Source organism: Mesorhizobium sp. FG116 (assembly GCF_057809835.1).
Genome location: NZ_JBMDKS010000013.1, coordinates 1 through 26,185, shown reverse-complemented (window position 1 = coordinate 26,185; position 26,185 = coordinate 1). Strand labels below are relative to the sequence as shown.

General features: G+C 61.3%; 20 protein-coding genes and 2 tRNA genes. 15 read left to right on the top strand and 7 right to left on the bottom strand.

Annotated elements, in window-relative coordinates; all coding sequences use genetic code 11:
- Positions 1-37 precede the first annotated feature (37 nt).
- Together lon and ACODTY_RS12115 are read left to right on the top strand one after the other, a co-directional pair.
- Positions 38-2,449, top strand: a complete 2,412-nt coding sequence (gene lon, locus ACODTY_RS12120) for an endopeptidase La (protein ID WP_488994517.1) — start codon at positions 38-40, stop codon at positions 2,447-2,449.
- A 195-nt stretch (positions 2,450-2,644) separates the two neighbouring features.
- Complete coding sequence (locus ACODTY_RS12115) at positions 2,645-2,917, top strand: HU family DNA-binding protein (protein ID WP_056105095.1); 273 nt, start codon at positions 2,645-2,647, stop codon at positions 2,915-2,917.
- A 144-nt stretch (positions 2,918-3,061) separates the two neighbouring features.
- On the opposite strand, the gene ACODTY_RS12110 is transcribed toward ACODTY_RS12115, so the two are convergent.
- Positions 3,062-3,138, bottom strand: a tRNA-Asp gene (locus tag ACODTY_RS12110).
- A 216-nt stretch (positions 3,139-3,354) separates the two neighbouring features.
- On the opposite strand from ACODTY_RS12110, the gene ACODTY_RS12105 reads away from it, so the two are divergent.
- Positions 3,355-3,430, top strand: a tRNA-Val gene (locus ACODTY_RS12105).
- 47 nt (positions 3,431-3,477) lie between these two features.
- Here the strand turns inward: ACODTY_RS12105 and ACODTY_RS12100 are convergent.
- Together ACODTY_RS12100 and ACODTY_RS12095 are read right to left on the bottom strand one after the other, a co-directional pair.
- Positions 3,478-4,779 carry a M23 family metallopeptidase gene (locus ACODTY_RS12100; protein WP_488994516.1) on the bottom strand — a complete coding sequence of 434 codons (1,302 nt, stop codon included), beginning with the start codon at positions 4,777-4,779 and terminating at the stop codon, positions 3,478-3,480.
- A gap of 119 nt (positions 4,780-4,898) precedes the next feature.
- Positions 4,899-5,381 carry a peroxiredoxin gene (locus ACODTY_RS12095; RefSeq protein ID WP_488994515.1) on the bottom strand — a complete coding sequence of 161 codons (483 nt, stop codon included), beginning with the start codon at positions 5,379-5,381 and terminating at the stop codon, positions 4,899-4,901.
- Between the two features lie 95 nt (positions 5,382-5,476).
- Between ACODTY_RS12095 and ACODTY_RS12090 the strand changes: the two genes are divergently transcribed.
- Entirely contained in the window at positions 5,477-8,869 is a 3,393-nt protein-coding gene (locus ACODTY_RS12090; protein ID WP_488994514.1) for a hypothetical protein, read from the top strand.
- A 22-nt stretch (positions 8,870-8,891) separates the two neighbouring features.
- Here ACODTY_RS12090 and tyrS read toward each other — a convergent pair whose 3' ends face one another.
- Complete coding sequence (tyrS, locus tag ACODTY_RS12085) at positions 8,892-10,145, bottom strand: tyrosine--tRNA ligase (protein ID WP_488994513.1); 1,254 nt, start codon at positions 10,143-10,145, stop codon at positions 8,892-8,894.
- 104 nt (positions 10,146-10,249) lie between these two features.
- Here tyrS and ACODTY_RS12080 point away from each other — a divergent pair, with 104 nt between their 5' ends.
- A complete protein-coding gene (locus ACODTY_RS12080) occupies positions 10,250-11,392 on the top strand; it encodes an anhydro-N-acetylmuramic acid kinase (RefSeq protein ID WP_488994512.1) in 1,143 nt (380 codons plus the stop codon).
- On the opposite strand, the gene ACODTY_RS12075 is transcribed toward ACODTY_RS12080, so the two are convergent.
- On the bottom strand, positions 11,384-12,058 hold the full coding sequence (locus tag ACODTY_RS12075; RefSeq protein WP_488994511.1) for an alpha/beta hydrolase: 675 nt from the start codon (positions 12,056-12,058) through the stop codon (positions 11,384-11,386). The two genes, ACODTY_RS12080 and ACODTY_RS12075, sit on opposite strands and share 9 nt — an antisense overlap.
- A gap of 239 nt (positions 12,059-12,297) precedes the next feature.
- Between ACODTY_RS12075 and ACODTY_RS12070 the strand changes: the two genes are divergently transcribed.
- From ACODTY_RS12070 to ACODTY_RS12035, 8 genes are all read left to right on the top strand, one after another.
- Positions 12,298-13,461: a cysteine desulfurase family protein gene (locus ACODTY_RS12070; RefSeq protein WP_488994510.1), complete on the top strand. Its 1,164-nt coding sequence runs from the start codon at positions 12,298-12,300 to the stop codon at positions 13,459-13,461.
- A gap of 168 nt (positions 13,462-13,629) precedes the next feature.
- Positions 13,630-15,153: a Fe-S cluster assembly protein SufB gene (gene sufB, locus ACODTY_RS12065; RefSeq protein WP_488994509.1), complete on the top strand. Its 1,524-nt coding sequence runs from the start codon at positions 13,630-13,632 to the stop codon at positions 15,151-15,153.
- Positions 15,154-15,180: 27 nt separating this feature from the next.
- Positions 15,181-15,936 (top strand): Fe-S cluster assembly ATPase SufC, encoded by a 756-nt coding sequence (gene sufC / locus ACODTY_RS12060; RefSeq protein WP_488994508.1) that lies wholly within the window; start codon positions 15,181-15,183, stop codon positions 15,934-15,936.
- Between the two features lie 20 nt (positions 15,937-15,956).
- The gene (gene sufD / locus ACODTY_RS12055; RefSeq protein WP_488994507.1) at positions 15,957-17,222 is read left to right on the top strand and encodes a Fe-S cluster assembly protein SufD; all 1,266 of its coding nucleotides are present in this window, start codon (positions 15,957-15,959) and stop codon (positions 17,220-17,222) included.
- A gap of 74 nt (positions 17,223-17,296) precedes the next feature.
- Complete coding sequence (locus ACODTY_RS12050; protein WP_488994506.1) at positions 17,297-18,538, top strand: cysteine desulfurase; 1,242 nt, start codon at positions 17,297-17,299, stop codon at positions 18,536-18,538.
- A 20-nt stretch (positions 18,539-18,558) separates the two neighbouring features.
- The gene (locus ACODTY_RS12045) at positions 18,559-18,936 is read left to right on the top strand and encodes an SUF system Fe-S cluster assembly protein (protein ID WP_488994505.1); all 378 of its coding nucleotides are present in this window, start codon (positions 18,559-18,561) and stop codon (positions 18,934-18,936) included.
- Positions 18,937-19,045: 109 nt separating this feature from the next.
- Positions 19,046-19,435, top strand: a complete 390-nt coding sequence (sufA, locus tag ACODTY_RS12040) for a Fe-S cluster assembly scaffold SufA (RefSeq protein ID WP_488994504.1) — start codon at positions 19,046-19,048, stop codon at positions 19,433-19,435.
- A 14-nt stretch (positions 19,436-19,449) separates the two neighbouring features.
- Entirely contained in the window at positions 19,450-19,773 is a 324-nt protein-coding gene (locus ACODTY_RS12035) for a TfoX/Sxy family protein (RefSeq protein WP_488994503.1), read from the top strand.
- Positions 19,774-19,776: 3 nt separating this feature from the next.
- Here ACODTY_RS12035 and ACODTY_RS12030 read toward each other — a convergent pair whose 3' ends face one another.
- Together ACODTY_RS12030 and ACODTY_RS12025 are read right to left on the bottom strand one after the other, a co-directional pair.
- Positions 19,777-20,694: a pseudouridine-5'-phosphate glycosidase gene (locus ACODTY_RS12030; RefSeq protein ID WP_488994502.1), complete on the bottom strand. Its 918-nt coding sequence runs from the start codon at positions 20,692-20,694 to the stop codon at positions 19,777-19,779.
- Positions 20,695-20,753: 59 nt separating this feature from the next.
- On the bottom strand, positions 20,754-21,698 hold the full coding sequence (locus ACODTY_RS12025; RefSeq protein WP_488994501.1) for a carbohydrate kinase family protein: 945 nt from the start codon (positions 21,696-21,698) through the stop codon (positions 20,754-20,756).
- 271 nt (positions 21,699-21,969) lie between these two features.
- Between ACODTY_RS12025 and recA the strand changes: the two genes are divergently transcribed.
- Positions 21,970-23,055, top strand: a complete 1,086-nt coding sequence (gene recA / locus ACODTY_RS12020; RefSeq protein ID WP_488994500.1) for a recombinase RecA — start codon at positions 21,970-21,972, stop codon at positions 23,053-23,055.
- A 241-nt stretch (positions 23,056-23,296) separates the two neighbouring features.
- Positions 23,297-25,963 (top strand): alanine--tRNA ligase, encoded by a 2,667-nt coding sequence (gene alaS, locus ACODTY_RS12015; protein ID WP_488994499.1) that lies wholly within the window; start codon positions 23,297-23,299, stop codon positions 25,961-25,963.
- Positions 25,964-26,185: the final 222 nt, after the last annotated feature.

Below are 26,185 nucleotides of genomic sequence, written 5' to 3'. Positions count from 1 at the left end.
ATTGGCTAATGAGCGGTCGTGAAGGAAAGGTTTGACAATGGCCAAAACAGCCCGGTCCCCCGGCAACGGCGTTTACGCAGTTCTCCCGCTGCGCGACATCGTGGTCTTTCCGCATATGATCGTGCCACTCTTTGTGGGCCGCGAGAAATCCATCAAGGCGCTCGAAGACGTGATGGGCCAGGAAAAGCAGATCCTGCTTGCCACCCAGATGAACGCTGCCGACGATGATCCCGAGCCCAACGCCATTTATGACGTCGGCACCCTCGCCAACGTGCTGCAATTGCTGAAGTTGCCCGACGGCACCGTAAAGGTGCTGGTCGAAGGCACTTCGCGCGCCAAGATCGCATCGTTCACCGACCGTGCCGACTTCCATGAGGCGCACGCATCGGTTCTGACCGAGCCGGCGGAAGAAGAGGTCGAGATCGAGGCGCTCGCGCGCTCCGTGGTCTCGGACTTCGAAAACTACGTCAAGTTGAACAAGAAGATCTCGCCCGAGGTGGTTGGCGCCGCCAGCCAGATCGACGACTATTCGAAGCTGGCCGACACGGTTGCCTCGCATCTCGCGATCAAGATCCCCGAGAAGCAGGAAATGCTGGGCACGCTCTCCGTCAAGGAGCGCCTTGAGCGCGCCATGGGCTTCATGGAGGCTGAAATCTCCGTGCTGCAGGTGGAAAAGCGCATCCGTTCGCGCGTCAAGCGCCAGATGGAGAAGACGCAGCGCGAGTACTACCTCAACGAACAGATGAAGGCGATCCAGAAGGAACTCGGCGAGGGCGAAGACGGCCGCGACGAGGCTGCCGAAATCGAAGCGCGCATCAAGAAGACCAAGCTTTCCAAGGAAGCCCGCGAAAAGGCGGATGCCGAACTGAAGAAGCTGCGCACGATGTCGCCGATGTCGGCCGAAGCCACAGTGGTGCGCAACTATCTCGACTGGCTGCTGTCGATCCCGTGGGGTCGCAACTCCAAGGTCAAGCAGGACCTCAATTTCGCCCAGGACGTGCTCGATGCCGATCACTATGGCTTGGAAAAGGTCAAGGAGCGCATTGTCGAGTACCTGGCCGTGCAGAGCCGCCAGAAGAAGCTGAAGGGCCCGATCCTGTGCCTCGTCGGCCCTCCCGGCGTCGGCAAGACTTCGCTCGGCAAGTCGATCGCGAAAGCAACCGGGCGCGAGTTCATTCGCATGGCTCTCGGCGGCGTGCGCGACGAGGCCGAGATCAGAGGCCACCGCCGCACATACATCGGCTCGATGCCCGGCAAGGTCATTCAGTCGATGAAGAAGGCCAAGAAGTCCAATCCGCTCTTCCTGCTCGATGAAATCGACAAGATGGGCCAGGATTTCCGTGGTGATCCATCGTCGGCCTTGCTGGAGGTTCTCGATCCGGAACAGAACTCGACGTTCATGGATCACTACCTCGAGGTCGAGTACGACCTGTCGAGCGTGATGTTCGTGACGACGGCGAATACGCTGAACATTCCGGGTCCGCTGATGGACCGCATGGAGATCATCCGCATCGCCGGCTACACCGAGGATGAAAAGGTCGAGATCGCCAAGCGGCACCTGATGTCGAAGGTGGTTCGCGACCACGCCTTGCAGCCGAAGGAGTTTTCGGTCACCGAGGATGCCATTCGCGGCATCATCCAGACCTACACCCGCGAGGCCGGCGTGCGCAGCCTTGAGCGCGAGCTGATGAAGCTCGGGCGCAAAGCCGTAACCGAGATACTGAAGACCAAGAAGAAGTCGGTGAAGATCACCGCCGACAACCTGGCTGATTATCTCGGTGTGCAGCGCTATCGCTTCGGCATGGCGGAGACCGACGATCAGGTTGGCGTGGTCACTGGCCTTGCCTGGACCGAGGTCGGCGGCGAGTTGCTGACGATCGAAGGCGTCATGATGCCCGGCAAGGGCCGCATGACGGTCACCGGCAACCTCAAGGACGTGATGAAGGAATCGATTTCGGCGGCGGCCTCCTATGTCCGCTCGCGCGCCATCGATTTCGGCATCGAGCCGCCCTTGTTCGACAAGCGCGACATCCACGTTCACGTTCCGGAAGGGGCGACCCCGAAGGACGGCCCGTCGGCTGGCGTCGCCATGGCAACCGCGATCGTCTCGGTGCTGACCGGCATTCCGGTCAAGGCCGATGTCGCGATGACCGGCGAAATCACGCTGCGGGGCAGGGTGCTGCCCATCGGCGGCCTGAAGGAAAAGCTGCTTGCAGCTCTTCGCGGCGGCATCAAGAAGGTGCTGATCCCGGAAGACAACGCCAAGGATCTGGCGGAAATCCCGGACAACGTGAAGAACGGCATGGAGATCATTCCGGTCAGCCGCGTCGGCGAGGTTCTTCGCCACGCTCTGGTCAGGATGCCTGACCCGATCGAATGGGTGGAGCCGGCGGAAACGCCTGCGTCCGTCGATGCGACCGACGACACCGGCAAGGGCCTCGCGCATTAGCAATAGCTAACGTTGCATTGCGATAATCTGAAAACCGGGCCTTGCGCCCGGTTTTTGGCATCAAAAGCCCGGAAAACAGGGGATTTCCCGGTGTTTGCGGCGCAATTTTGCTTGGTTGCTGCAACTCTTCTTCTTAAAGTCCGTTTCCTGCCGGATGAGTCTTTCGTCCCGGTTTTCTCATGGAAGGGAAACTATATGAACAAGAACGAACTGGTGTCCGCTGTCGCCGATGCCGCGAAAATTTCGAAGGGTGACGCGCAGTCGGCGGTTGATGCGGTATTTTCCGTCATCACCGGCGAATTGAAGAAGGGCGGCGATGTCCGGCTTGTCGGCTTTGGAAATTTCACCGTGTCCAAGCGTGCTGCATCTACCGGCCGCAACCCTCAGACCGGCGCAGAGGTCAAGATTCCGGCCCGTACCGTGCCGAAGTTCTCTGCCGGCAAGGGCTTGAAGGACGCGGTCAATTAATCCGCTTTCATTGCAATTCCTGAAAAGCCGGGCTTGCCCGGCTTTTCTTTTGCGCGGAATCCGGTGAGGCGGAAGACGAAGGCCCGCCCCGGCACGATGCCGTAGCGGTCGATCAAGAATTCACTGGAAATAAGTGCAGTGAAATGGCGCGAGTGACGGGGCTCGAACCCGCGACCTCCGGCGTGACAGGCCGGCACTCTAACCGACTGAGCTACACCCGCGCACAGACGAACACTGGTCTATGTGTGCGTCGATGGCGGGTGGATAAGGGCTTCACCGCTAGGTGTCAAGCGGGGCAATCACGCTTGTGGGAAAACAATTAGGTGTTTTCGGGAAAAGCACTGCATGGCGGTGAAGTTAGGACACTTGCTTTGCGCCGACCGCTTGGTTAGGCCTTGCGAAGCTGGCCGGAACTGCTTAAAGGTCCGCGCCACGAAGGGCGATTAGCTCAGTTGGTAGAGCGCCTCGTTTACACCGAGGATGTCGGGAGTTCGAGTCTCTCATCGCCCACCAGCCCTTCCGGTCGCATCATGGATTTCTTGCCCTGACGGGGTAGGGCCTCACATATATTGGGCGATTTTCTTTCCCACGGTCAGGAAGGTGAGGGGATTTACCGCTTCTCCGTTGTGCCTCACTTCATAGTGCAGATGCGGCCCGGTGGAACGGCCGCTGCTGCCGGTCCTGCCGACGCTGTCTCCGGCTGAGAGCTTGTCGCCGACACTGACGAGTATTTCGCTGAGATGCGCGTAACGGGTGGTGAAGCCTTGCCCGTGATCGACCTCGACCATGCGCCCGTAGCCGCCGTTCCAGCCGGCTTTGACGACCACCCCCGGCGCGGTAACTTTTGCGTCCATGCCGACGGAGGCGCGGAAATCCATGCCGGAATGCAGAGCGGCCGAGCCGAGTAGCGGATCGGTGCGAACGCCGAACGGGCTGGTTACCGCGTGGCCCGGTGCGGGGTTTGCGAGAGGCAGGCGGCGGGCGTCCGCCTTGGCCTGATCGAGCATGTCGAGCGCCTCGTCCAGTTGCTGGACCTTGGCGTCAAAAATGGTCGTGCCGTCCACCGGGATCAGCGGGCCGCCGACATCGCTTTTGCCGACATTGCCTTCGCTGAAATCGCTGTCGACGGGCAAGCCGGCAGCTTCCAGCGCGTTGGAAATGGCGTCGGCGCTTTCGGACGCAGAGTTTGCCAAGGTCGATATCTGGGCGATCTGGTCGGTTTCGATGGCCTTCAACGACTGGTTGATGGAAACAAACAGTTTGTCGGCGCGGTCAGCCGATGAAACGGGCGTTTCGCCCTGCGTGCCTGATGACCAGAACGCGAACGGTCTCGCCGCGCTTTCGGCGATGCTGGCCAAGGCAACTTTTTCCGGCGCGACAATGGTATCAGCCGCTGATGCGCTTGTGTCTTCACGCGTAGCAGGAACGGGAACCGTCGCCGGCAGGGCGTTGTGGATTCCGCCTTCTGCGCGTTCGAGGAGCGGACCGAGCCGGCCGTGCCGTTCGCTGAGCTGCGTCTGGCGTTCGATCAGCTCGGTGACCTTGGTTTCCATCAGTTGCTGGTCGAGCAACTGCCGGCTGGTGATCCGGTCAACCTGGGCGCGGAGCGCCGAGATGCGGTCTTCATAGGCTTGCTGGATGCGCGCCTGGCGGGCAGTGGCCGCGCCGATGAGGTTGTCGCGCAAGACGAGATAGGACGTCGCCCCGAGATAGCCGATCACGACAGCGGCGAGCGCTGAGCCAGCGACAGCGGCGAGCCAGGGACGAACGGTGAAATGCCTGATTTCATCGCCACGGGCGATGATGACTGTATGGGGTTCTTTACGCTTGCCGAAAACCGCTGACTGACCGGATACTGCCACGGGACGCGCCTTCGTTAACGATGCCGACGGTCCGATTTAAACATTGTTAGGGTTAACAAAGCTTTGTTGAGCGCGCACTGAACTTTGCCTGACTGCAGGCAAAATTCAGCCCTCGGCGGTCAGAGTTCGCGCACGGCCTGCAATACGGCCTCCGCGTGGCCCTTGACGCGCACCTTGCGCCATATCGCTGCGATGCGGCCGTCACGGCCGATCAGGAATGTCGCGCGCTCGACGCCCATGTAGCTGCGCCCATACATCTGCTTTTCGACCCAGAGATTGTACGCGTTGATGACCTCGCGCTCCTCGTCGGCGGCAAGATCTACCGTCAGGCCATGCTTGGTCTTGAACTTGTCGTGCTTCTTGGCGCTGTCGGGCGACACGCCGATCACGACCGCGCCGGCTTTCACGAATTCAGGCTTCAACTGTGAAAAGTCGATCGCCTCCTTGGTGCAACCGGTTGTGTCGTCCTGGGGGTAAAAGTAGAGGACAACGAGCTTTCCCGCGAAATCCGCCAGCTTGACGGTCTTACCGCCATCTCGGGGAAGTTCGAATTCTGGTGCCTTGTCGCCGACGCTCAGTTCGGTTGCCGTGATGTCGGTCATATCGATGCCCTTGTTTAAGCTTACACCTGAGGGTTCACCGATATAATGTCGAGGCTGGATTCGTCCACGTGGGTGTTCTTGCAACGGAATAATGTGTGGACCAGGAACTGCCGCAGCACGAAAAGGTCAGGTTCAGGCGCGACGAGATCACTGATCTGAGCGCTTTGCCGTCCGCGTGCGACGTGCCCCCTCTGGGGCGGGCGGCTATCGGCCGACGTTTTCGCATGTTCAAGCGGGCACTCATGGGGCTGGCATGCCTCCTGGCGCTACTCGTCATCGCCGTCTACACCTTGGGAACCATCGGCATCGGCACCGAGAGGCTGCAGCAGGAGGCTGAAAAGGCCGTCGAGCGGCTTGCCGGGATAAATGTCGACGTCGCCATCGGCTCCACCAGCATCACGCTCGACGGATCGAGTTTCCTGGCCTTGCGGGTCAGGGATTTGAGCCTCACGACGCACGATGGCCGCCTGGTGGTCAATGCCGGCACGGTGCGTTTCGGCGTGAGGCTTTTGCCGCTGCTCTCAGGCGATGTCCGCTTGACCAGCGCCCGTCTTGCCAACGCCACGATTGATGTCGGCGCAATGCCGTCAACCGGCAGCGATTGGGCGGCGTCGCTGCGCAACAACGAAGGGCTGCTCGATCCCGACAAGGTGATCGCCGCCACTTTTGATGCCGCGCGCAAGGCACTCGACGCCGTGAAGATGGATTCGATGCGCGAGATCAGGCTCGACAATGTCGAGTTCCTGCTGCCGCAGAAAGGCGACGTCAATTCGGTAAAGGTCGCGAACGCCGTCGTGTCCCAGACCGGCGTCGAGCAGATGCAACTCACCTCGACCATGGACGTGGACGGGCGTGCCCTGACACTCGATGCTTCGGCGAGCGGCAACCCGGCCACCAGGCAGATCAGAGCGTTGACCGCAAAAATAAAACTTGCCGAACGAGATGGAGCGGGCGACTCCATTCCTGCGAGCAGCAGGCTGGGAGCCATCCAGCTTGGCGTTTCAGGCGGCGAAAGTAGCGGTGACACGCCATCTCGGCTGGAACTTTCGTTGTCGTCGACAGGATCGGTGCTTGACCTTGGGCCAAGGGGCGCGTTGCCCGCCGACGTGGACATGCAGGCCAAGCTGGAGTCCGGAGCCAACAAGCTCGCTATTGACCGGCTTCTGGTCAAGACCGGTAGATCGACGTTCGAGTTCGAGGGGTCAGTCGGTCCAAGGCCCGCCTCGGGGTCTCCTAACGAGGAAGCCGCCTATCGCTATGACCTCGTCAGCAACGGATCGACGCTTGCGCCGCTGGAATCTCCCGAACCCGGCTTGAAGTTCATATCTCGTGTGGCCGGTATTTTCCTGCCGGACAGCAACAAGCTGGTCGCCGACACGATTGCTCTGAGGTCAGGACCGACAGGAGAGGCGGTGGGAACGGCTGCGATCGAGTTTGTCGAAGGCAAGGCCCCGGGCGTGCTTGTCGCCTTCACCGTCCACGACATGCCGGTTTCGCACGTCAAGCAGTTGTGGCCGTGGTTTTCGGCAGCCAATGCCCGCTCATGGGTGCTGAAGAACCTCTTCGGCGGCAAGGTGGTGGATGCGTCCCTCCAGTACCGCGTCGAGCCCGGCCGTGTCGGCAATGGCGTGCCGCTTACCGGCAAGGAAGTGTTTGGCCGTTTCCAGGTGGAGGGCTCGAGATTTGACGTTGCAGGCCGCATCCCTCCGGTTCGCGATGCCGTCGGCGTGGTCGAATTTGCCGGCAACGATGTCGAGATATCGCTGTCGTCGGGCACGGTGTACATGCCGAGTGGCCGCGTGGTGAATGCCAGCAATGGCAAGATGAGCATCTACCGGGCCAATCGCCCGCCCGTCATCGGCAAGCTCGACATGGACGTGGCGGGTGATGCGCAGGCCATCATCGAGCTCGTTTCCTATGAGCCGATCAACGCCATGCGCCACATCGGTCTGAAGCCTGAGGAAATCTCTGGAACGGTGACCGGCAACGTGAAGGCCGATATCCCGTTGCAGAAGGGCCAGGATACGAGCCAGCTCGGCTGGCTGGTGTCGCTCGACTACAAGGATCTTGCACTGGCCAAGCCCTTCGATGGCCAGATGGTTGCCGAAGCGGACGGTTCCATCGTCGTCGATCCGCAAAAGGCGGTGATCGCCGCCACCGCCACGCTGAATGGCATCCCGGCCGAAGTCGATCTTATCGAGCCGTTGGAAGCCGTCGGGCCGCCGCGTAGCCGCAAGGTGGCGCTCATCATCGACGACAAGACGCGCGAGACGTTCATGCCGGGGCTTTCGACGCTGCTGTCAGGCACCGTGAAGGTGGCGCTGGACAAGAACGAGGACGGCAGCCGCAACGTCACCGCCGACCTGACCAAGGCCACGCTCAGCATCCCTTGGGCGGGATGGAGCAAGGGTACCGGCATTCCAGCCGACGTCAGCTTCGTCATGAGCAATGACGGCACGGTCACAAGGCTCAGCAAGTTCGACCTAGACGGCAAGTCATTTTCCATTGACGGCGATGTTGAGCTGTCTGGCGGAAGCCTGACTTCTGCGAAATTCGGCAAGGTTCAATTAAACCGGGGCGACAGCGTCGCCGTATCGGTCAAACGCTCTGGCAAGGGCTACTCGGTGAATGTGTCCGGTCAGTCGCTCGATGCGCGCTCCCTGATCAAGCAGTTCACGTCGGACGTGGATACGGCCACCAAGGGCACCGGCGCGGACGCCATTTCGGTCAGCGCCGATATCAAGTCGCTGTCCGGCTTCCACGACGAAGTGCTGTCTGGTCTGAAGCTGGACTACAGCGCGTCAGGTTCGAAGGTGAACGGTTTGCAGGTCAGCGCCACCGCGGCGTCGGGCGCGGCAATCACCATCGACAACGCGGCAGGTGGCGGACAGCGCACCATGACCATGCGCTCTGCCGACGCCGGCGCCATCCTGCGCTTCCTCAACATCTACGAACACATGCAAGGCGGCGGCATCCTGCTGTCCCTGCAAGGCAGCGGCGATGGACCCTTGCGCGGCAAGATCGACGCGCGCGACTTCCTTGTCGTCAACGAACCGAAGCTTGCCTCGATAGTTTCCACGACACCGGCCGGTGACGATCGCAGCCTCAACCAGGCGGTCAAGGCCGATATCGACGCTTCGAGGGTGCAGTTCGAGCGCGGCTTCACCGAGATCGAGAAAGGCCGGGGCTACGTGAAGCTGGCCAATGGGGTGCTGCGTGGGCCGCTCATCGGCACGACGTTCCAGGGCACGCTCTACGACCCGAACAACAACATGGACATGACGGGCACGTTCATGCCGGCCTATGGCCTCAACCGCATCTTCGGTGAAATTCCGTTGGTCGGAGCGCTCCTCGGCAACGGTCGCGACCGCGGCCTTATCGGCGTCACCTATCGATTGAGAGGCAACGCCAACAAGCCTGATCTGGAGATCAACCCGCTGTCTGTGATCGCGCCGGGCATCTTCCGTTCGATCTTTGAATTCCGCTAGGCGCGATCCAGCATCGCCCGTCTCAGGTCGGGCGCACCAGAATGTGTTTTTTCTTGCCCAGCGAGACCTTTATGACGTTTTCCGGACTCAGGTCCTGAAGCGTCACAGCGCGCCTTTCATCCGACACCGGCTGGTCGTTGAGGCGCACCGCGCCACCCTGGACGTGTCGCCGTGCTTCGCCGTTGGAGGACGCCAGCCCTGCCGTGACCAGCAGCGACAGGATGCCGACGCCGGCTTCCAGTGTAGAACTCGCAACCTCGACGGAAGGCAGCGTTTCAGCGAGCGCGCCTTCCTCGAACGTCTTGCGTGCCGTTTCCGCAGCTTGCTCGGCGGCAGTCTTGCCATGCAGCAGGGCCGTGATTTCCGTGGCAAGCACCTTCTTGGCTTCGTTGATCTCGGAGCCGCCGAGCGAAGCCAGCCGAGAAACTTCATCCAAAGGCAGCGTGGTGTAGAGCTTGAGGAAGCGGCCAACGTCCGCATCCTCGGTGTTGCGCCAGTATTGCCAGAAATCGTATGGGCTCAGCATGTCCGCATTGAGCCATATGGCTCCGCCCAGCGACTTGCCCATCTTGGCGCCGGAAGACGTGGTCAGCAGCGGCGTCGTCAGCGCATAGAGTTGCGGCGTGCCCAGCCGGTGGCCGAGATCGATGCCGTTGATGATGTTGCCCCATTGGTCGGAGCCGCCCATCTGCAGGCGCACGCCATAACGCTTGTTCAGCTCTACGAAATCGTAGGCCTGCAGGATCATGTAGTTGAACTCGAGGAACGACAGCGACTGTTCGCGCTCGAGCCTCTGCTTGACGGAATCGAAGGCAAGCATGCGGTTGACGGAAAAATGCTGCCCGACATCGCGCAGGAATTCGAGATAGTTCAGCGGCAGCAGCCATTCGGCGTTGTTGACCATCAGCGCATCGCGCGGGCCGTCGCCGAAGTTCAGGTAGCTGGAAAACACCTGCTTGATGCCGTCGATGTTGGATTGGATGGTCTCGACCGTCAAAAGCTTGCGCGCCTCCTCCTTGAAGGAAGGATCGCCGACCATGCCCGTGCCACCACCCATCAGCGCAACGGGCCGGTGGCCGGTCTGCTGCATCCAGTAAAGCATCATGATCTGGATCAGGCCGCCCGCATGCAGGCTGGGTGCGGTGGGATCGAAGCCGATATAGGCCGTGACCGTTTCCTTGGCGAAGAGCTGGTCGAGGCCGCTTTCATCCGAAATCTGGTGGATGAAGCCGCGCTCGCTCATGATGCGCAGGAAGTCGGACTTGAAGGCGGACATTTTTCTTTTCCCGAAAGCACCGGCCCGAAATGGTCGCGGCGTGGCAAGTGTGAACGCGCGCGTTTAACATCAGGAACCAAGGAATCACAAGAACGGTAGGCCAAATGGCAACCCAAACGGGGACGATGTGCGCGATCGGGCTGATGAGCGGCACATCCATGGACGGCATCGACCTGGCAGCAATGCGGACGGATGGCGGCAATATCGTCGAGCGCGGACCGAATTTCTTCGTACCTTACGAGGCCGCAATTCGCGACCGCATCACGCGGGCATTGGAAACGGCCAAGCAGATTTCGGCGCGCGACGACAGGCCCGGAGACCTTGCCGCACTGGAAAGGGAAATTACCCGGCGTCATGCCGACGCGGTCTCTGCTTTCATCAGCCAGAAGCTGGCCGGGTGGGAAAGGCCGGACATTGTCGGCTTCCATGGCCAGACCGTCCTGCACCGGCCGCATGTCGCGCTGACAGTGCAACTGGGTGACGGCACGCTTCTGGCGGAACTGGCTGGCCTGCCGGTAGCATATGACATGCGTGCAAATGATATGGTGCATGGCGGGCAGGGCGCGCCGCTGGTGCCCGTCTACCATGCCGCCTTGGCGCGCGCGATACCCGCACCTCACGCCGGGCAATTTCCCGTCGTGTTCGTCAATATCGGCGGCATTTCCAACATCACCTACGTACCGGCCACCGGCGATCCTGTTGCCTTCGACACCGGCCCCGGCAATGCCTTGATCGACCAGTGGGTGTCGCGCGAGGGCGGCATTCCTTTCGATGCGGATGGAGCGATTGCCAGCGAGGGCGACGTGGTGCGTAGGGTTGTGGACCGCTATCTGGAGAAGCCGTTCTTTGGCAAGCCGGGACCGAAGTCGCTTGATCGTAACGATTTCACGCTTGCAGAAGCCGAAGGTATGGAACTGGCCGACGGTGCCCGCACGCTTGCCGCGGTTTCGGCGCAGGCTATCCTCAAATCGGTCGCACACCTGCCCGGCAAGCCGAAGCTCTGGATCGTTTGCGGGGGAGGCCGCAAGAACCCGCACATCGTGCGCGATCTTCGCGAAGGCGCTGAAGCCGCTGGCGCACAAGCGGTTCTGGCCGAGGATGTCGGTCTGGATGGCGATGCCACCGAGGCGGAAGCCTGGGCCTATCTTGCGGTCCGTGTTTTGAAGGGATTTCCGCTGACATTTCCGACCACGACCGGCTGCAGGCAACCGGTCAGCGGCGGAGTGCTTGTGCGCCCGTTATCTTAGCCGCTTCGGGCGCGGATCGGCGAGTTCGCCGGCCAGGCGGCGGTCGAGATAGTCGGCGCATTCCTGCAGCAAAAGCTCCGCGTCGTTGGCGAAGAAGTGGTTTGCGCCGGGGATCGTCTTTTGCGTGATGGTAATGCCCTTTTGGGTATGCAGCTTGTCGACCAGTCCCTGAACGTCCTTCGGTGGCGCCACCTTGTCGGCATCGCCGTGGATGATGAGGCCGGACGAGGGGCAGGGCGCGAGGAACGAGAAGTCGTAGATGTTCGGCTGCGGCGAGATCGAAATGAAGCCTTCGATTTCGGGTCGGCGCATCAGAAGCTGCATGCCGATCCACGACCCGAACGAATAGCCGGCAACCCAGCAGCTCTTGGAATCGGGATGCAGTGACTGCACCCAGTCGAGCGCTGCGGCTGCGTCGGACAATTCGCCGGTGCCGTGGTCGAATTCGCCCTGGCTGCGGCCGATGCCACGGAAATTGAAACGCAGCGTGGTGAAGTTGCGCTTCTGGAACATGTAGAAAAGGTCGTACACGATCTTGTTGTTCATCGTGCCGCCGAATTGCGGATGCGGATGCAGTACAATGGCGATCGGCGCGCTTTTTTCCTTGGACGGCTGATAACGACCTTCCAGGCGACCGGCCGGACCTGTAAAAATGACCTCAGGCATCTATAACTCCGCACTTTAAACTCTGGAGCGGTGTCGAAACAATTCCTGACCTGGTTGCACAAGATTCGACCTTGACGCGCGCCGAAGCTGTTTCTAGAACCAGATTAGAATTATTCAAAACTGAGTGGTTGGCCACCCGTGCCGCGAAGGCGCTAGATAGGACGGCTGGCCTTGTAATTTCAAGGAAATAACGCTTCGGCCTCCGAAGCGGCCTCAAGCTGGGAGATATTGACAGGGAAATGGCTGCTGAACGCGCCTATCTCGACTACAATGCAAGCGCGCCGCTGCTGGATGCTGCGCGTGCTGCAATGGTCGCGGCGTTCGATATCGCTGCCAATCCCTCGTCCGTGCATGCAGAGGGTCGGGTGGCCCGGCGTTTGATCGAAAATGCGCGCCGCGACGTCGCCGCACTGGTCAACGCAAAGCCCGAACATGTCGTCTTCACTTCCGGCGCGACCGAGGCCGCATCGACCTTGCTCACGCCCGACTGGCAGATGGGTCGCGGCGCTGTGCGCATGAGCCATCTCTACGTTTGCGCTGCCGATCACCCTTGCTTGCTGAATGGCGGCCGGTTCGCCGCTGGAAATGTCAGCCGCATTGACGTCAAGACCGATGGTATCATCGATCTCGATCAACTGGCGGCAGCGCTCGCAGCGCATGACAAGGCCTCGGGGCTGCCTCTGGTTGCGATCCATGCCGCGAATAACGAGACCGGCGTCATCCAGCCGATCGAAAAGGTCGCTGAGATCGTGAAGGCCGCAGGCGGCATCCTGGTCTTCGACGCGGTCCAGGCGGTAGGCCGCATTCCTCTAGATATGTCAAAGCCTTGCGCCGATTACCTGATTCTTTCTTCGCACAAGATCGGCGGTCCCAAGGGCGTCGGCGCGATTGTCGCTGCCGCCGATTTGATGATGCCGCGTCCGCTGGTCAGCGGCGGTGGTCAGGAAAAGGGCCACCGCGGCGGCACCGAGAACCTGCCCGGCATTGCCGGCTTTGGCGCGGCTGCGCGGCAGGCGCTTGACGGCCTCGCTGCCATTGGCCATGTCGCGGCAAAGCGCTCCGAGGTCGAGGCGATCGTGACCGGGCTCGTGCCAGATGTCGAGATCTTTGGCAAAGCTGCACCCAGGCTCGCCAACACGACGTTTTTCGCCATTCCAGGCGTTAAGGCCGAAACGGCGCAGATCGCCTTCGATCTTGCCGGCGTGGCGCTGTCGGCCGGCTCAGCCTGTTCATCGGGCAAGGTCGGTCCGAGCGGCGTGCTGAAGGCGATGGGCTACGAGGAAAGCCACGGTGCGCTGCGCGTTTCCGTCGGCCACGCGACGAGTGCGCGTGATCTGGAATTGTTTCGCGAAGCATTGGCGGGCATAGCTGCGCGCCGTGCAGATCGCGTCAACGCCGCCTGAGCGTGGCACGAGAATTGGGCCTTCGGGCCTGGTAGAGCCGTGCGGACCTCCGTGGCCGGTGATTTTCCGGCCGGGACGCACTATATGGAACTTACGCCGCCCCCACCCGGGCGGTGCCATAGTTTGAAAACTGTCGGGCCTTGACCCCGGCGTGGATGGAGAACGCTTATGCCTGCCGTGCAGGAAACGATCGATCGAGTCCGAAAGATCGACGTTGACCAATACAAATATGGATTCGAGACGGAAATCGCGACCGATAAGGCTCCCAAGGGCCTTAACGAGGACATCATCCGTCTGATTTCGGCCAAGAAGGACGAGCCGGAATGGATGCTCGAATGGCGTCTGGAAGCGTTTCGCCGCTGGCTGACGCTGGAAGAGCCGACATGGGCGCGTGTCGAATATCCGAAGATCGACTTCCAGGACATTCACTACTACGCAGCGCCGAAGGGCATGACCGGGCCGACGTCGCTGGACGAGGTCGATCCTGAACTGCTCAGGACCTACGAGAAGCTGGGCATTCCGCTCAAGGAGCAGGAAATCCTCGCCGGCGTGCGCAAGCAGACCGAGCCTAGCGAACTGGATGGCGAGCTTTCCGACAATGTCTACCAGTCGGGCCGCGTCGCGGTTGATGCGGTGTTCGATTCCGTGTCGGTCGTCACCACGTTCCGCAAGGAACTGGCGGCTGCGGGCGTCATCTTCTGCTCGATCTCCGAAGCGATCCGCGAACACCCTGAACTGGTGAAGAAATATCTCGGTTCCGTCGTCCCGGTCAGCGACAATTTCTATGCGACCATGAACTCCGCCGTGTTCACTGACGGCTCGTTCGTGTTTGTGCCGAAGGGCGTGCGCTGCCCGATGGAGCTCTCCACCTATTTCCGCATCAACGAAAAGGGCACCGGGCAGTTCGAGCGCACCCTGATCATCGCGGAAGAGGGCGCCTACGTCTCCTATCTGGAAGGCTGCACGGCACCCCAGCGCGACGAGAACCAGCTTCACGCCGCCGTGGTCGAACTGATCGCGCTCGATGACGCCGAGATCAAGTACTCGACGGTCCAGAACTGGTATCCGGGCGACGCGGAAGGCAAGGGCGGCATCTACAACTTCGTCACCAAGCGTGGCGACTGCCGTGGCGACCGCTCCAAGATTTCGTGGACGCAGGTGGAAACCGGCTCGGCGATCACCTGGAAATACCCGTCCTGCATCCTGCGCGGCGACGACAGCCAGGGCAATTTCTATTCCATCGCGGTGTCGAATGGCTACCAGCAGATCGATAGCGGCACCAAGATGATCCACCTCGGCAAGAACACCAAGAGCCGCATCATCTCCAAGGGCATCGCTGCCGGCTTTTCGCAGAACACCTATCGCGGCCAGGTTTCCGCGCACCGCAAGGCGACCAATGCGCGGAACTTCACCAACTGCGATTCGCTTCTGATCGGCGACCAGTGTGGTGCGCATACCGTGCCCTACATGGAAGCCAAGAACTCGACGGCGAAGTTCGAGCATGAGGCGACCACCTCGAAGATTTCCGAGGACCAGAAGTTCTACGTCATGCAGCGCGGCATTCCCGAAGAGGAAGCGATTGCGCTCATCGTCAACGGCTTCGTCAAGGACGTTATCCAGGAACTGCCGATGGAGTTCGCTGTCGAAGCGCAGAAGCTCATCGGAATTTCGCTGGAAGGCTCGGTCGGCTGACCGGCACAAAAGATTCAGGAAGAACAAATGCTTGAGATCAAGAACCTGCACGCCCGCATCGCCGAAGACGGCACCGAAATCATTCGTGGGCTGAACCTGACCGTCAACAAGGGCGAGGTCGCCGCCATCATGGGGCCGAACGGCTCCGGCAAATCGACGCTGTCCTATATCCTCGCCGGCCGCGAGGACTATGAAGTGACCGAGGGCGAGATCCTCTACAACGGCGAGTCGATCCTTGAGATGGACCCGGCCGAGCGCGCCGCTTCCGGCATCTTCCTCGCCTTCCAGTACCCGATGGAGATACCGGGCGTCGCCACGATGGAGTTCCTCAAGGTCGCGCTCAACGAGCAGCGCAAGGCGCGCGGCGAGGAGCCGCTGAAGATCCCTGAATTCATCAAGAAGGTGAAAGAGGCATCCGGCTCGCTCAACATGGACATGGGCATGCTGAAGCGCCCGCTCAATGTCGGCTTCTCGGGCGGCGAGAAGAAGCGCGCCGAAATCCTGCAGATGAAGCTGCTCGAGCCAAAGCTCTGCGTTTTGGACGAAACCGATTCCGGCCTCGACATCGACGCGCTGAAGATCGTTGCCGATGGCGTGAATTCGCTGCGTTCGCCCGACCGCGCATTCCTCGTCATCACCCACTATCAGCGTCTTCTCGAGCACATCGTGCCCGACACCGTTCACGTCCTTTACAAGGGCCAGGTCATCAAGTCGGGCGACAAGTCGCTGGCGCTCGAACTCGAAGCCAATGGCTACTCCGGCGTCATCGACGAGGCGGCTTGAGGCGGAGTGAGGTGAACGCAATGAACATTCATTCAACCCCGCAGCTCACGCCCGCCGAGACCGCCTTGATCGAGGCGTTCGGCGAAAGGCTTACGCTGCTGCCGGGCGATGGTGACGTCATGCTGAAGCGCGACAACGCCATCGAGACATTGAAAGCCGGTCTGCCGACGCGTCGTGTCGAATCCTGGCACTACACCGACCTGCGCCGCCTGCTGACGACGGTGCCGGAATTCGACGCTGCCCTTGAGGCAAAGACGGTCGCGCCGCTGATCGAAGGTTCGCCGGTGCTGCCGGTTCTCAATGGCGTTGCCGGAAAGCCGGCTGCGATCGAAGGCGTTACGGCAGCCCCGGTCTCCGCAAAGCTTGCTGATGGCACATATGCGCCGGCGCTTGGTACGCAGGGCGATGATGACGCCATCGGTGCGCTGAACACCGCCTTCGTGGCAGATGGCTGGCTTCTGGACATTGCCGACGGCACCCTTCTGGACAAGCCGGTGGAACTGCAGAACATGCAGGCTGGCGGGCAGGTTCATACCCGTTTCGCGGCCAAGGTGGGTGCTGGCGTCACCGCCACAATCGTGGAACGGCAGACCGGCACCGGTGGCGCACTGGTTTCGTCGGTCGATAACCTGACGGTTGGCGACGGCTCGAATGTGACCTGGCTGATCGTGCAGGAGCAGCCCGACACGGCATCTTATTTCGGCCAGTTCAACGCCTGGATCGGCAAGAACGCCAAGCTCACGCTGTTCGTCATGAACGCCGGCGGCAAGCTTGTGCGCCAGGAAATCCGCGTCGTTACCAAGGGCGAGGGCTCGGACTTCCAGTTGCGCGCCATCGACCTTCTGGCCGGCGACACGCACACCGATGTCACCATGGTGCTGGACCATGCCGTGCCGCATACCGGGTCGCGCGAAATCATCCGCAATGTCGTCACCGGCAAGGCACGCGGCGTGTTCCAGGGCCGCATCAACGTGCATCAGGTGGCGCAGAAGACCGACGCCAAGATGGCCTGCAACACGCTTTTGTTGTCGGATGACGGCGAGTTCTCGACCAAGCCGGAACTCGAAATCTTTGCCGACGACGTTGCCTGCGGCCACGGCGCCACGGTCACCGAGATCAACCACAACCATCTGTTCTATCTGATGGCGCGTGGCATTGATGAAAAGTCGGCGCGCGGCCTGCTGGTCAAGGCGTTCGTGGCGGAAGTCATCGAAGAGCTCGAGGACGAACGGATCGTCGAGGCCCTGGAGCAGAAGCTCGACGGCTGGTTCGCCACACATGGGTAACGGGCGCCAACGCTGACGCCCCCTCTCTCCGCGAGCGGGGAGAGGGTAAGGGTGAGGGCAGCAGGACTTTGAAAATGGACCAGTCAACCGCAACACTTCCCTATGATGTCGAGGCGATCCGCCGCGATTTCCCGATCCTGTCGCGTGAAGTCTACGGCAAACCTCTCGTCTATCTGGACAATGGGGCTTCGGCACAGAAGCCGCAGGTGGTGCTGGACGCGATCCAGCAGGCCTATTCGATGGAATACGCCAATGTGCACCGCGGACTGCACTTCTTGTCCAATGCCGCAACCGACGCCTATGAGAAGTCGCGCGAAAGCGTTCGGCGTTTTTTGAACGCACCAAGCACGGACAACATCGTCTTTACCTCGAATTCGACGGCGGCCATCAACACCGTGGCCTATGGTTTCGGAATGCCGCATATCGGCACCGGCGACGAGATCGTGCTGTCGATCCTCGAGCATCACTCGAACATCGTTCCATGGCATTTCATCCGCGAGCGGCAAGGCGCGAAGCTGGTGTGGGTGCCGGTCGATGACCTTGGCGCATTCCATATCGAGGATTTTGAAAAGAGTCTGACCGATCGCACAAAGCTGGTCGCCATCACTCATATGTCGAACGCCTTCGGCACGGTCACCCCGATCAAGGAAATCTGCCGCATCGCCCACCAGCGCGGCATTCCGGTGCTGGTCGACGGCAGCCAAAGCGCCGTGCACATGCCCATCGACGTGCAGGATCTCGACTGTGATTTCTTCGCGTTCACCGGGCACAAGGTTTACGGTCCTTCCGGCATCGGTGTTCTCTATGGCAAGCGTGAGCGGCTGGAAGCCATGCGGCCGTTCATGGGCGGCGGTGAGATGATCGAGGAGGTGACGGAGGACATCGTCACCTATAACGACCCGCCACACCGCTTCGAGGCGGGTACGCCTCCCATCGTGCAGGCCATTGGGCTTGGCGCGGCACTCGACTACATGGACAGCGTCGGTCGCGACCGTATCGCTGCACACGAGGCCGACCTGAAAGCCTACGCACATGAGCGGCTTCGCGCGATCAATTCGCTCCGCATTTTGGGCGACGCCCCGGACAAGGGCGCGATCGTGTCGTTCGAGTTGCAAGGCATCCACGCGCATGACGTATCGATGGTGATCGACAGGCAGGGCGTTGCGGTTCGTGCGGGCACGCACTGCGCCCAGCCGCTGTTGAAACGTTTCGGCGTAACATCCACATGCAGGGCTTCGTTCGGCATGTATAATACGCGGGCGGAAGTTGATGCTCTCGCCGAGGCGCTGGAAAAAGCGCGGAAGTTTTTCGGGTGACGAAAATGGAAGAATCGACAATGGCTGAGGCCACACCTCAGGAAGCGGCGACAAACGGCGTCGTCACGGCCTCCTCCATCCCGGCGGACGAACTGGCGCGGCTGACCGACGATATCATCTCGGCGCTGAAGACGGTTTATGACCCTGAAATTCCAGCCGACATTTATGAGCTTGGCCTCGTCTACAAGATCGATATCGAGGACGACCGCACGGTCAAGATCGAGATGACGCTGACCGCTCCGGGTTGCCCTGTGGCTGGCGAAATGCCGGGCTGGGTTCAAAATGCAGTAAGTGCTGTCGAAGGCATTTCGGATGTCGATGTCACCATGACTTTTGATCCGCCTTGGACGCCTGACCGCATGTCGGAAGAAGCGCAGATCGCCTGCGGATGGTACTAACGCTTCTATGTGGCGTCTTTCGGTGGTCTTGCGCTACGGCGGAAACTTCACCATTTTAGGGTGAGACTCGCTCCGCCGGCCTTGAACCGGCGCGACAGTGGAGAAAGTAATGGGACGCTTCGTCGTCATCAGTATGACCGAGAGGGCTGCCGAACGTGTGCGCGAGATTGTCGCGACGCGTGAAAACGCCCATGGCATTCGCCTTGGCGTCAAGAAGGGCGGTTGCGCCGGCATGGAATATACCGTCGATCTTGTCACCGAGCCGGTGGCCAAGGACGACCATGTCGAGCGTGATGGCGCCCACGTTTACGTAGCGCCAGAAGCAGCACTTTTCCTGCTCGGCACCGAATTGGATTTCGAGCAGACGAAACTCCGCACGGGGTTCACCTTTCGCAACCCCAACCAGAGTTCGGCATGCGGTTGCGGTGAATCCGTGGAATTGAAGCCGGCCGACCTCAAGGCGCTGGCTGAAGCGCGCGGCGCCGCAAGCGCGGCCTGATCCGCCCGGTCACTGTGGACGACGAGCGCATCCGGGAACTCTTTGATGGGCTCGGGGCCGTTTCCATCCGCCGCATGTTCAGCGGCAAGGGCATCTATCATCAAGGCGTCATCTTCGCGCTGATCCTGCGCGGCGAACTGATGCTGAAGGGCGATGACGCGGTTGCAGGCGACTATGAAGCGGCTGGCGCCAAGCGCTGGACGTATCGCCACAAGCGCCACGGCAAGGAAGTGGCGATGCCCTATTGGACGGTGCCGGAAAGCGCGCTGGATGACCCCGACGAGATGACTGCTTGGGCGCGCAAAGCCTATGAAGCCGGTTTGCGCGCCGGCAAGTGACGCCTAAAGCGATTTGGCAATCTGCGCCGCCAGCCGCGCATTGTTCTCGACCAGCGCGATGTTGGTCTTCAGGCTGCGGCCACCGGTCAGTTCCAGGATCTTCGACAAAAGGAATGGCGTCACCGCCTTGCCGGTGACGTTTTGAACCTGCGCCGCCTTCTGCGCCGCTTCGATGTAACCAGCCATTTCACCGGCCGGAATCTCGTCATTTTGCGGCACGGGGTTCGCCACCAGCATGCCGCCCTCAAGCCCGAGTGCCCGCCGTGTCTGGAACAGCTTGGCGATCTTGTCTGCGCTGTCCAGCGTGAGAGGGGCCCGGAACGGCGATTGGCGCGACCAGAAGGCCGGCATGACTTCGGCCCGATGGGCGATCACCGGAACGCCGCGCGTTTCCAGCACTTCCAGCGTCTTTTCGATGTCGAGAATGGCCTTCGCGCCAGCAGACACAACGATGACTGGCGTGCGCGCCAGTTCGTCGAGGTCTGCGGAAATGTCGAAGCTCGTCTCCGCACCCTTGTGCACGCCGCCGATGCCACCCGTGGCGAAAACCCGGATGCCAGCCATGTGCGCTGCGATCATTGTCGCTGCCACCGTGGTGCCGCCGGTGCGCCCTTCGGCAACGGCGAATGCGAGGTCGGCGCGCGACAGCTTCATAGCGTCGCCTGTCATCGCCAGCGATTCACGCTCGCCATCGGAAAGGCCGATCTTGATCCGGCCGCCGACGACCGCGATCGTGGCGGGAACAGCCCCTTCATCCGCGACGATCTTTTCGACATTGGCTGCCATCGCTCCATTGTCGGGATAAGGCATGCCGTGGGTGATGATCGTGCTTTCAAGCGCCACGACCGGGCGGCCAGCGGCCAAAGCTTTAGCCACCGGCGCATGGACGTCGATGAATGGGCGGGCGCTTTCTGGCGTCATGATCGTCTCCGGCTATGCCGCATGCTGGTTTGTTCGGGGTGCTTTGCTAGTCGCGCATCTCATGCCACTTCCTCCGCCTGAGGCACAAGAGCAAGCGCTTCGGCAAAGGATGAAGCGTCGAATTTCGGAACGGCGTCCGGGCTTTCGATGGCCAGCAGCGCGGCGGCCACCCCTTCGCGCAATGCCCGGCGCAAATCGAGGCCCTTCAGCAACGCAGCCACCGTCGCGCCAGCCAGCGCGTCGCCAGCGCCGGTTACATCCGCGACATGCCGCGCGGCGGGAGGGCTGATCGCGAATGAACCCTTCTCGTCAAACCCAAGGATCGTTTCACTTCCGGAGGTAATGACGCCGCTTCCAAGGCCAGCCTTTTGCAACCCGGAAACCAGTTTCTGTATTGGAGCCTCGCGCTCCATCCCGGCAAGCGTCGCCGCCTCGCGTCGGTTCATGAACAAGATCGCAAGCTGCCCCATGATCGGAACGAAACGCACGACCTTGGCCGGGGAAATGGCGACGGCAAAGATCGGCTTGCCGTTGGCCAGCTTGGCCAGTCGCTCCAGCGCTGCGGCCGGCAGATTGGCGTCGCACAAGACGGCGTCGACTGTCTCCAGCGCCTCGCGCACCTTTGCCCTTCGCATCTGCTTGGCAAAGGCGGCTTCGTAAAGCGCCATGTCCGCAAAGCCGATGAGCAACTCGCCTTCGCGATCGAGAAGCGCCGTATAGCTTGGCGTAGTCCGGTCGAGGAACGTCACGGACAGGTCGCTGACGCCTGCCTCGGCGATGGCACGCGCAACCGTGTCGCCAGCCGCATCGCCGCCCCGCACCGAGAGCAGTGAAGCCGAGACGCCTCTACGCACGGCGGTGCGAAGTGCATTGAACACGCCGCCGCCAACATCCTCGCGCATCGTGCCGGGGTTGGAAGCGGCCGGCACGTAGACGCCGGACACCTGGCCGCGCCGGTCGACATGCGCACCGCCCACGGCAAGGATATTGGGTTTCAGCGTCATGCGGACCTACCGGGCTGGATCAAAACGGAGTTTAGTTTGGTGAACCGGCATCGGCAATCGAACGCAGCGATTCGCCCGCGCCTCTTGCTCCATATGGGCTCACAGGATCGTGCATCGCGCATCAAGTGCAAGTACAAAAAAAGAACAAATGTGAATTTATGTTTGAAATCAATATTTTAAATCCTATTGCCAAAAAAGAACAAAAAAGGTACAAAATAGCAGGGATCAACGGATTGTCCGGCTTTCATTGACGAACAAAGGGTGCTGTATCATGGCTCAGAATTCATTGCGGCTTGTAGAGGACAGTTCGGTGGATAAATCAAAGGCTCTGGATGCGGCCCTGTCGCAAATCGAGCGGGCTTTCGGCAAGGGCTCGATCATGCGTCTGGGCGCCAACGAGCAGGTTGTCGAGATCGAGACGGTGCCGACCGGCTCGCTTGGCCTCGATATCGCCCTTGGCGTCGGCGGCTTGCCGCGCGGTCGCATCATCGAGGTGTACGGCCCGGAAAGCTCCGGCAAGACCACGCTTGCGCTCCACACGGTGGCAGAGGCGCAGAAGAAGGGCGGCATCTGCGCCTTCGTTGATGCCGAGCATGCGCTTGATCCTGTCTATGCCCGCAAGCTTGGCGTCGATCTTGAAAACCTGCTGATTTCGCAGCCGGACACCGGTGAACAGGCGCTGGAGATTTGCGACACGCTGGTGCGGTCCGGCGCAATTGATGTGCTGGTGGTCGACTCGGTGGCGGCATTGACGCCGCGCGCCGAAATCGAAGGCGAGATGGGCGACTCCCTGCCGGGTCTGCAGGCCCGCTTGATGAGCCAGGCGCTGCGCAAGCTGACCGCATCCATATCGCGCTCCAACACCATGGTCATCTTCATCAACCAGATCCGTATGAAGATCGGCGTCATGTTCGGTTCGCCCGAAACCACCACCGGCGGCAATGCGCTCAAGTTCTACGCATCGGTGCGTCTCGACATTCGCCGCATCGGTTCGGTCAAGGACCGCGACGAGGTCGTCGGCAACCAGACCCGCGTCAAGGTGGTCAAGAACAAGCTGGCGCCGCCGTTCAAGGTGGTCGAATTCGACATCATGTATGGCGAAGGCGTGTCGAAAACCGGTGAGCTGGTCGACCTCGGCGTCAAGGCCGGAGTGGTCGAAAAATCGGGTGCCTGGTTCTCCTACAATTCCCAGCGTCTCGGGCAGGGGCGTGAGAATGCCAAGCTCTTCCTGCGTGATAATCCGGAAACGGCGCGCGAAATCGAACTGGCGCTCCGCCAGAACGCGGGGCTGATCGCCGAGAAATTCCTCGAGAACGGCGGCGAGGGCGGTTTGGAAGACGAAGCGGGCGAGATGTAAAATCCCGCCCATGTGAGGCGCACCGTCTTGCATTTCATCGGGTAACATAAGCCGCCGGTCTTTTTGGCCGGCGGTTTGCTTTTTGATGCCGGCTTGTCGCGTTCCAAGGCGATTTGGCTGGCTGGCTTGCCGGATTCGTGCGGGCCTTTTTGTCTTTCTGGACAGTGCGATGGCTGGTCGCTAAAAGGCCATGTTCTGTGCGCCGGCATCGTCGGCGTTTCCCGCGAAAAAGGCATCATTCATGAGTGGCGTGAACGAGATCCGGTCGACTTTCCTCGACTATTTCCGCAAGGAAGGCCATGAGGTCGTCTCGTCGAGCCCGCTTGTTCCGCGCAACGACCCGACATTGATGTTCACCAATGCCGGCATGGTGCAGTTCAAGAACGTATTCACCGGGCTGGAAAAGCGCGCCTATTCGCGCGCCACGACCGCGCAGAAATGCGTGCGCGCCGGTGGCAAGCACAACGATCTCGACAATGTCGGCTACACCGCCCGCCATCTCACCTATTTCGAGATGCTCGGCAATTTCTCGTTCGGCGACTACTTCAAGGAGCGCGCCATCGAGCTTGCCTGGAACCTGATCACGCGCGAGTTCGGTCTCGCCAAGGACAAGCTTCTGGTCACGGTCTATCACACCGACGACGAGGCCGTGCGCCTGTGGAAGAAGATCGCCGGCTTTTCCGAAGACCGCATCATCCGCATCCCGACCTCCGATAATTTCTGGGCGATGGGCGATACCGGCCCTTGCGGCCCTTGCTCGGAAATCTTCATCGATCGTGGCGAGCATATCTGGGGCGGCCCGCCCGGCAGCCCGGAAGAGGATGGCGACCGCTTCCTGGAATTCTGGAACCTCGTCTTCATGCAGTACGAGCAGGTCACCAAGGAAGAGCGTGTCGACCTGCCGCGCCCCTCCATCGACACCGGCATGGGGCTCGAGCGCATGGCCTCGATCCTGCAGGGCGTCGATTCTGTTTTCGAGACGGATTTGTTCCGTCATCTCGTCGATGCTGCGGCGTCAGCGCTCGGTCGCGGGCCGGACAAGGAAACCACGGCCTCGTTCCGTGTCATCGCCGACCATCTGCGCTCGTCCGCGTTCCTGATTGCCGATGGCGTGCTGCCCTCCAACGAAGGCCGCGGCTACGTGTTGCGCCGCATCATGCGCCGCGCCATGCGCCACGGCCAGTTGCTAGGCGCCGGCGAGCCGCTGATGTGGAAGCTGGTGCCGGCGCTGTTGCGCGAAATGGGCCAGGCCTACCCTGAACTGGTGCGCGGCGAAGCGCTGATCACGGAGACGCTGAAACTTGAAGAGACACGCTTCCGCAAAACGCTGGCGCGCGGCCTGCATCTGTTGGAGGAAGCCACTGCGGATCTTTCGGAAGGCGCGATGCTGGACGGCGAGACCGCGTTCAAGCTCTACGACACTTACGGCTTCCCGCTCGACCTGACGCAGGATGCGCTGCGCCAGCGCAGCATTTCCGTCAATCTCGACGGCTTCAACGATGCCATGCAGCGCCAGCGCGCCGAAGCGCGCGCCAACTGGGCGGGCTCCGGCGAGGCCGCGACCGAGACAATCTGGTTCGGCCTGCGGGAAAAGCTCGGCGCAACCGAGTTCCTCGGCTACGACACGGAAAAGGCCGAGGGCGTCGTGTTGGCGCTGGTTGGCGACGGTAAGGAAATCGACGCTTCAGCCAGCGGCAGCAAGGTTGCGGTGATCGTCAATCAGACCCCGTTCTACGGCGAATCCGGCGGCCAGATGGGCGACACCGGCCGCGTTTCCGGTGACGGTTTCACCATTGAAATCTCGGATACGCAAAAGAAGGCAGACGGCCTCTTCATTCATCTCGGCAAGGTGGTGAAGGGAACGGTCAAGCAGGGCGCGGCAGTGGAGCTCGAAGTCGACCATGCCCGCCGCTCGCGCCTGCGTTCCAACCATTCCGCGACGCACCTCATTCACGAGGCCCTTCGTGAAGTGCTGGGCACCCATGTGGCGCAAAAGGGTTCGCTCGTTGCGCCGGAAAGGCTGCGTTTCGACATTTCGCACAACAAGCCTGTGTCTCCTGACGAGATCGAGCAGGTCGAGCGGATGGCCAACGAAATCGTCGTCCAGAACAGCCCCGTCACGACACGGCTGATGTCGGTGGACGATGCGCGCGCCGAGGGCGCCATGGCGCTCTTTGGCGAGAAATATGGCGATGAAGTGCGCGTGGTCTCAATGGGCACCGCATTGCACGGCGAAAAAGCCAACCGCCCTTATTCGATCGAGCTGTGCGGCGGCACGCATGTGCGGGCAACCGGCGACATCGGCCTGGTCCGGATTGTTTCGGATAGCCCGGTCGCAGCCGGTGTCCGTCGCATCGAGGCGCTGACGGGCGAGGCCGCGCGCCGTCATCTGGATGAGCAGGATCGCCGCCTGAAGGCAGTGGCAGCCACGTTGAAGATTTCGCCGGCGGATGTTCAGGCCCGGGTCGAGGCCCTGCTCGACGAGCGCAAGAAGCTGGAACGCGATCTTGTCGAGGCACGCAAGCAGCTTGCTCTTGGCGGTGGCGCAACGGCTGGTGGGTTGAACGAGACTGAAACGGTCGCCGGTGTCGGCTTCCTCGGCAAGGCGGTTTCCGGCGTTTCGCCGAAGGATTTGAAGCCGCTCGCCGATGCCGGCAAGAAGTCGCTCGGTTCTGGCGTGGTCGTGTTCGTCGGCGCTGGCGAGGATAACAAGGCAAGCGTCGTGGTTGGCGTCACTGACGATCTGACGAGCCGGTTCAGTGCGGTCGAACTCGTTCGCGTTGCCTCGGCTGCGTTGGGCGGGCAGGGCGGCGGCGGCCGGCCGGACATGGCCCAGGCCGGCGGCCCCGATGCCTCGAAGGCGAGTGATGCGATCGCGGCGGTCAAGGCAGCGCTGGCGGCTGCTTAATCAAGCAAGCCTCGACGCTCAACCTCTGCGCTTGTCATCCTAGAAGCGAGCGCATCGCTTGGCCGCGTCAACCAAGCAGGAGTTCAACCCCTTCGCTTCGTCATCTGAAGCGCAAGCGCCACCTCCTCCGCCTCGTCATCCCGGCCAGGAGAGCGCCTCCTCCTCCGCTTCGTCATCCCGGAATTCGCTTTCGAGCGGAGCGAGAAAGGAATGTCCGGGATC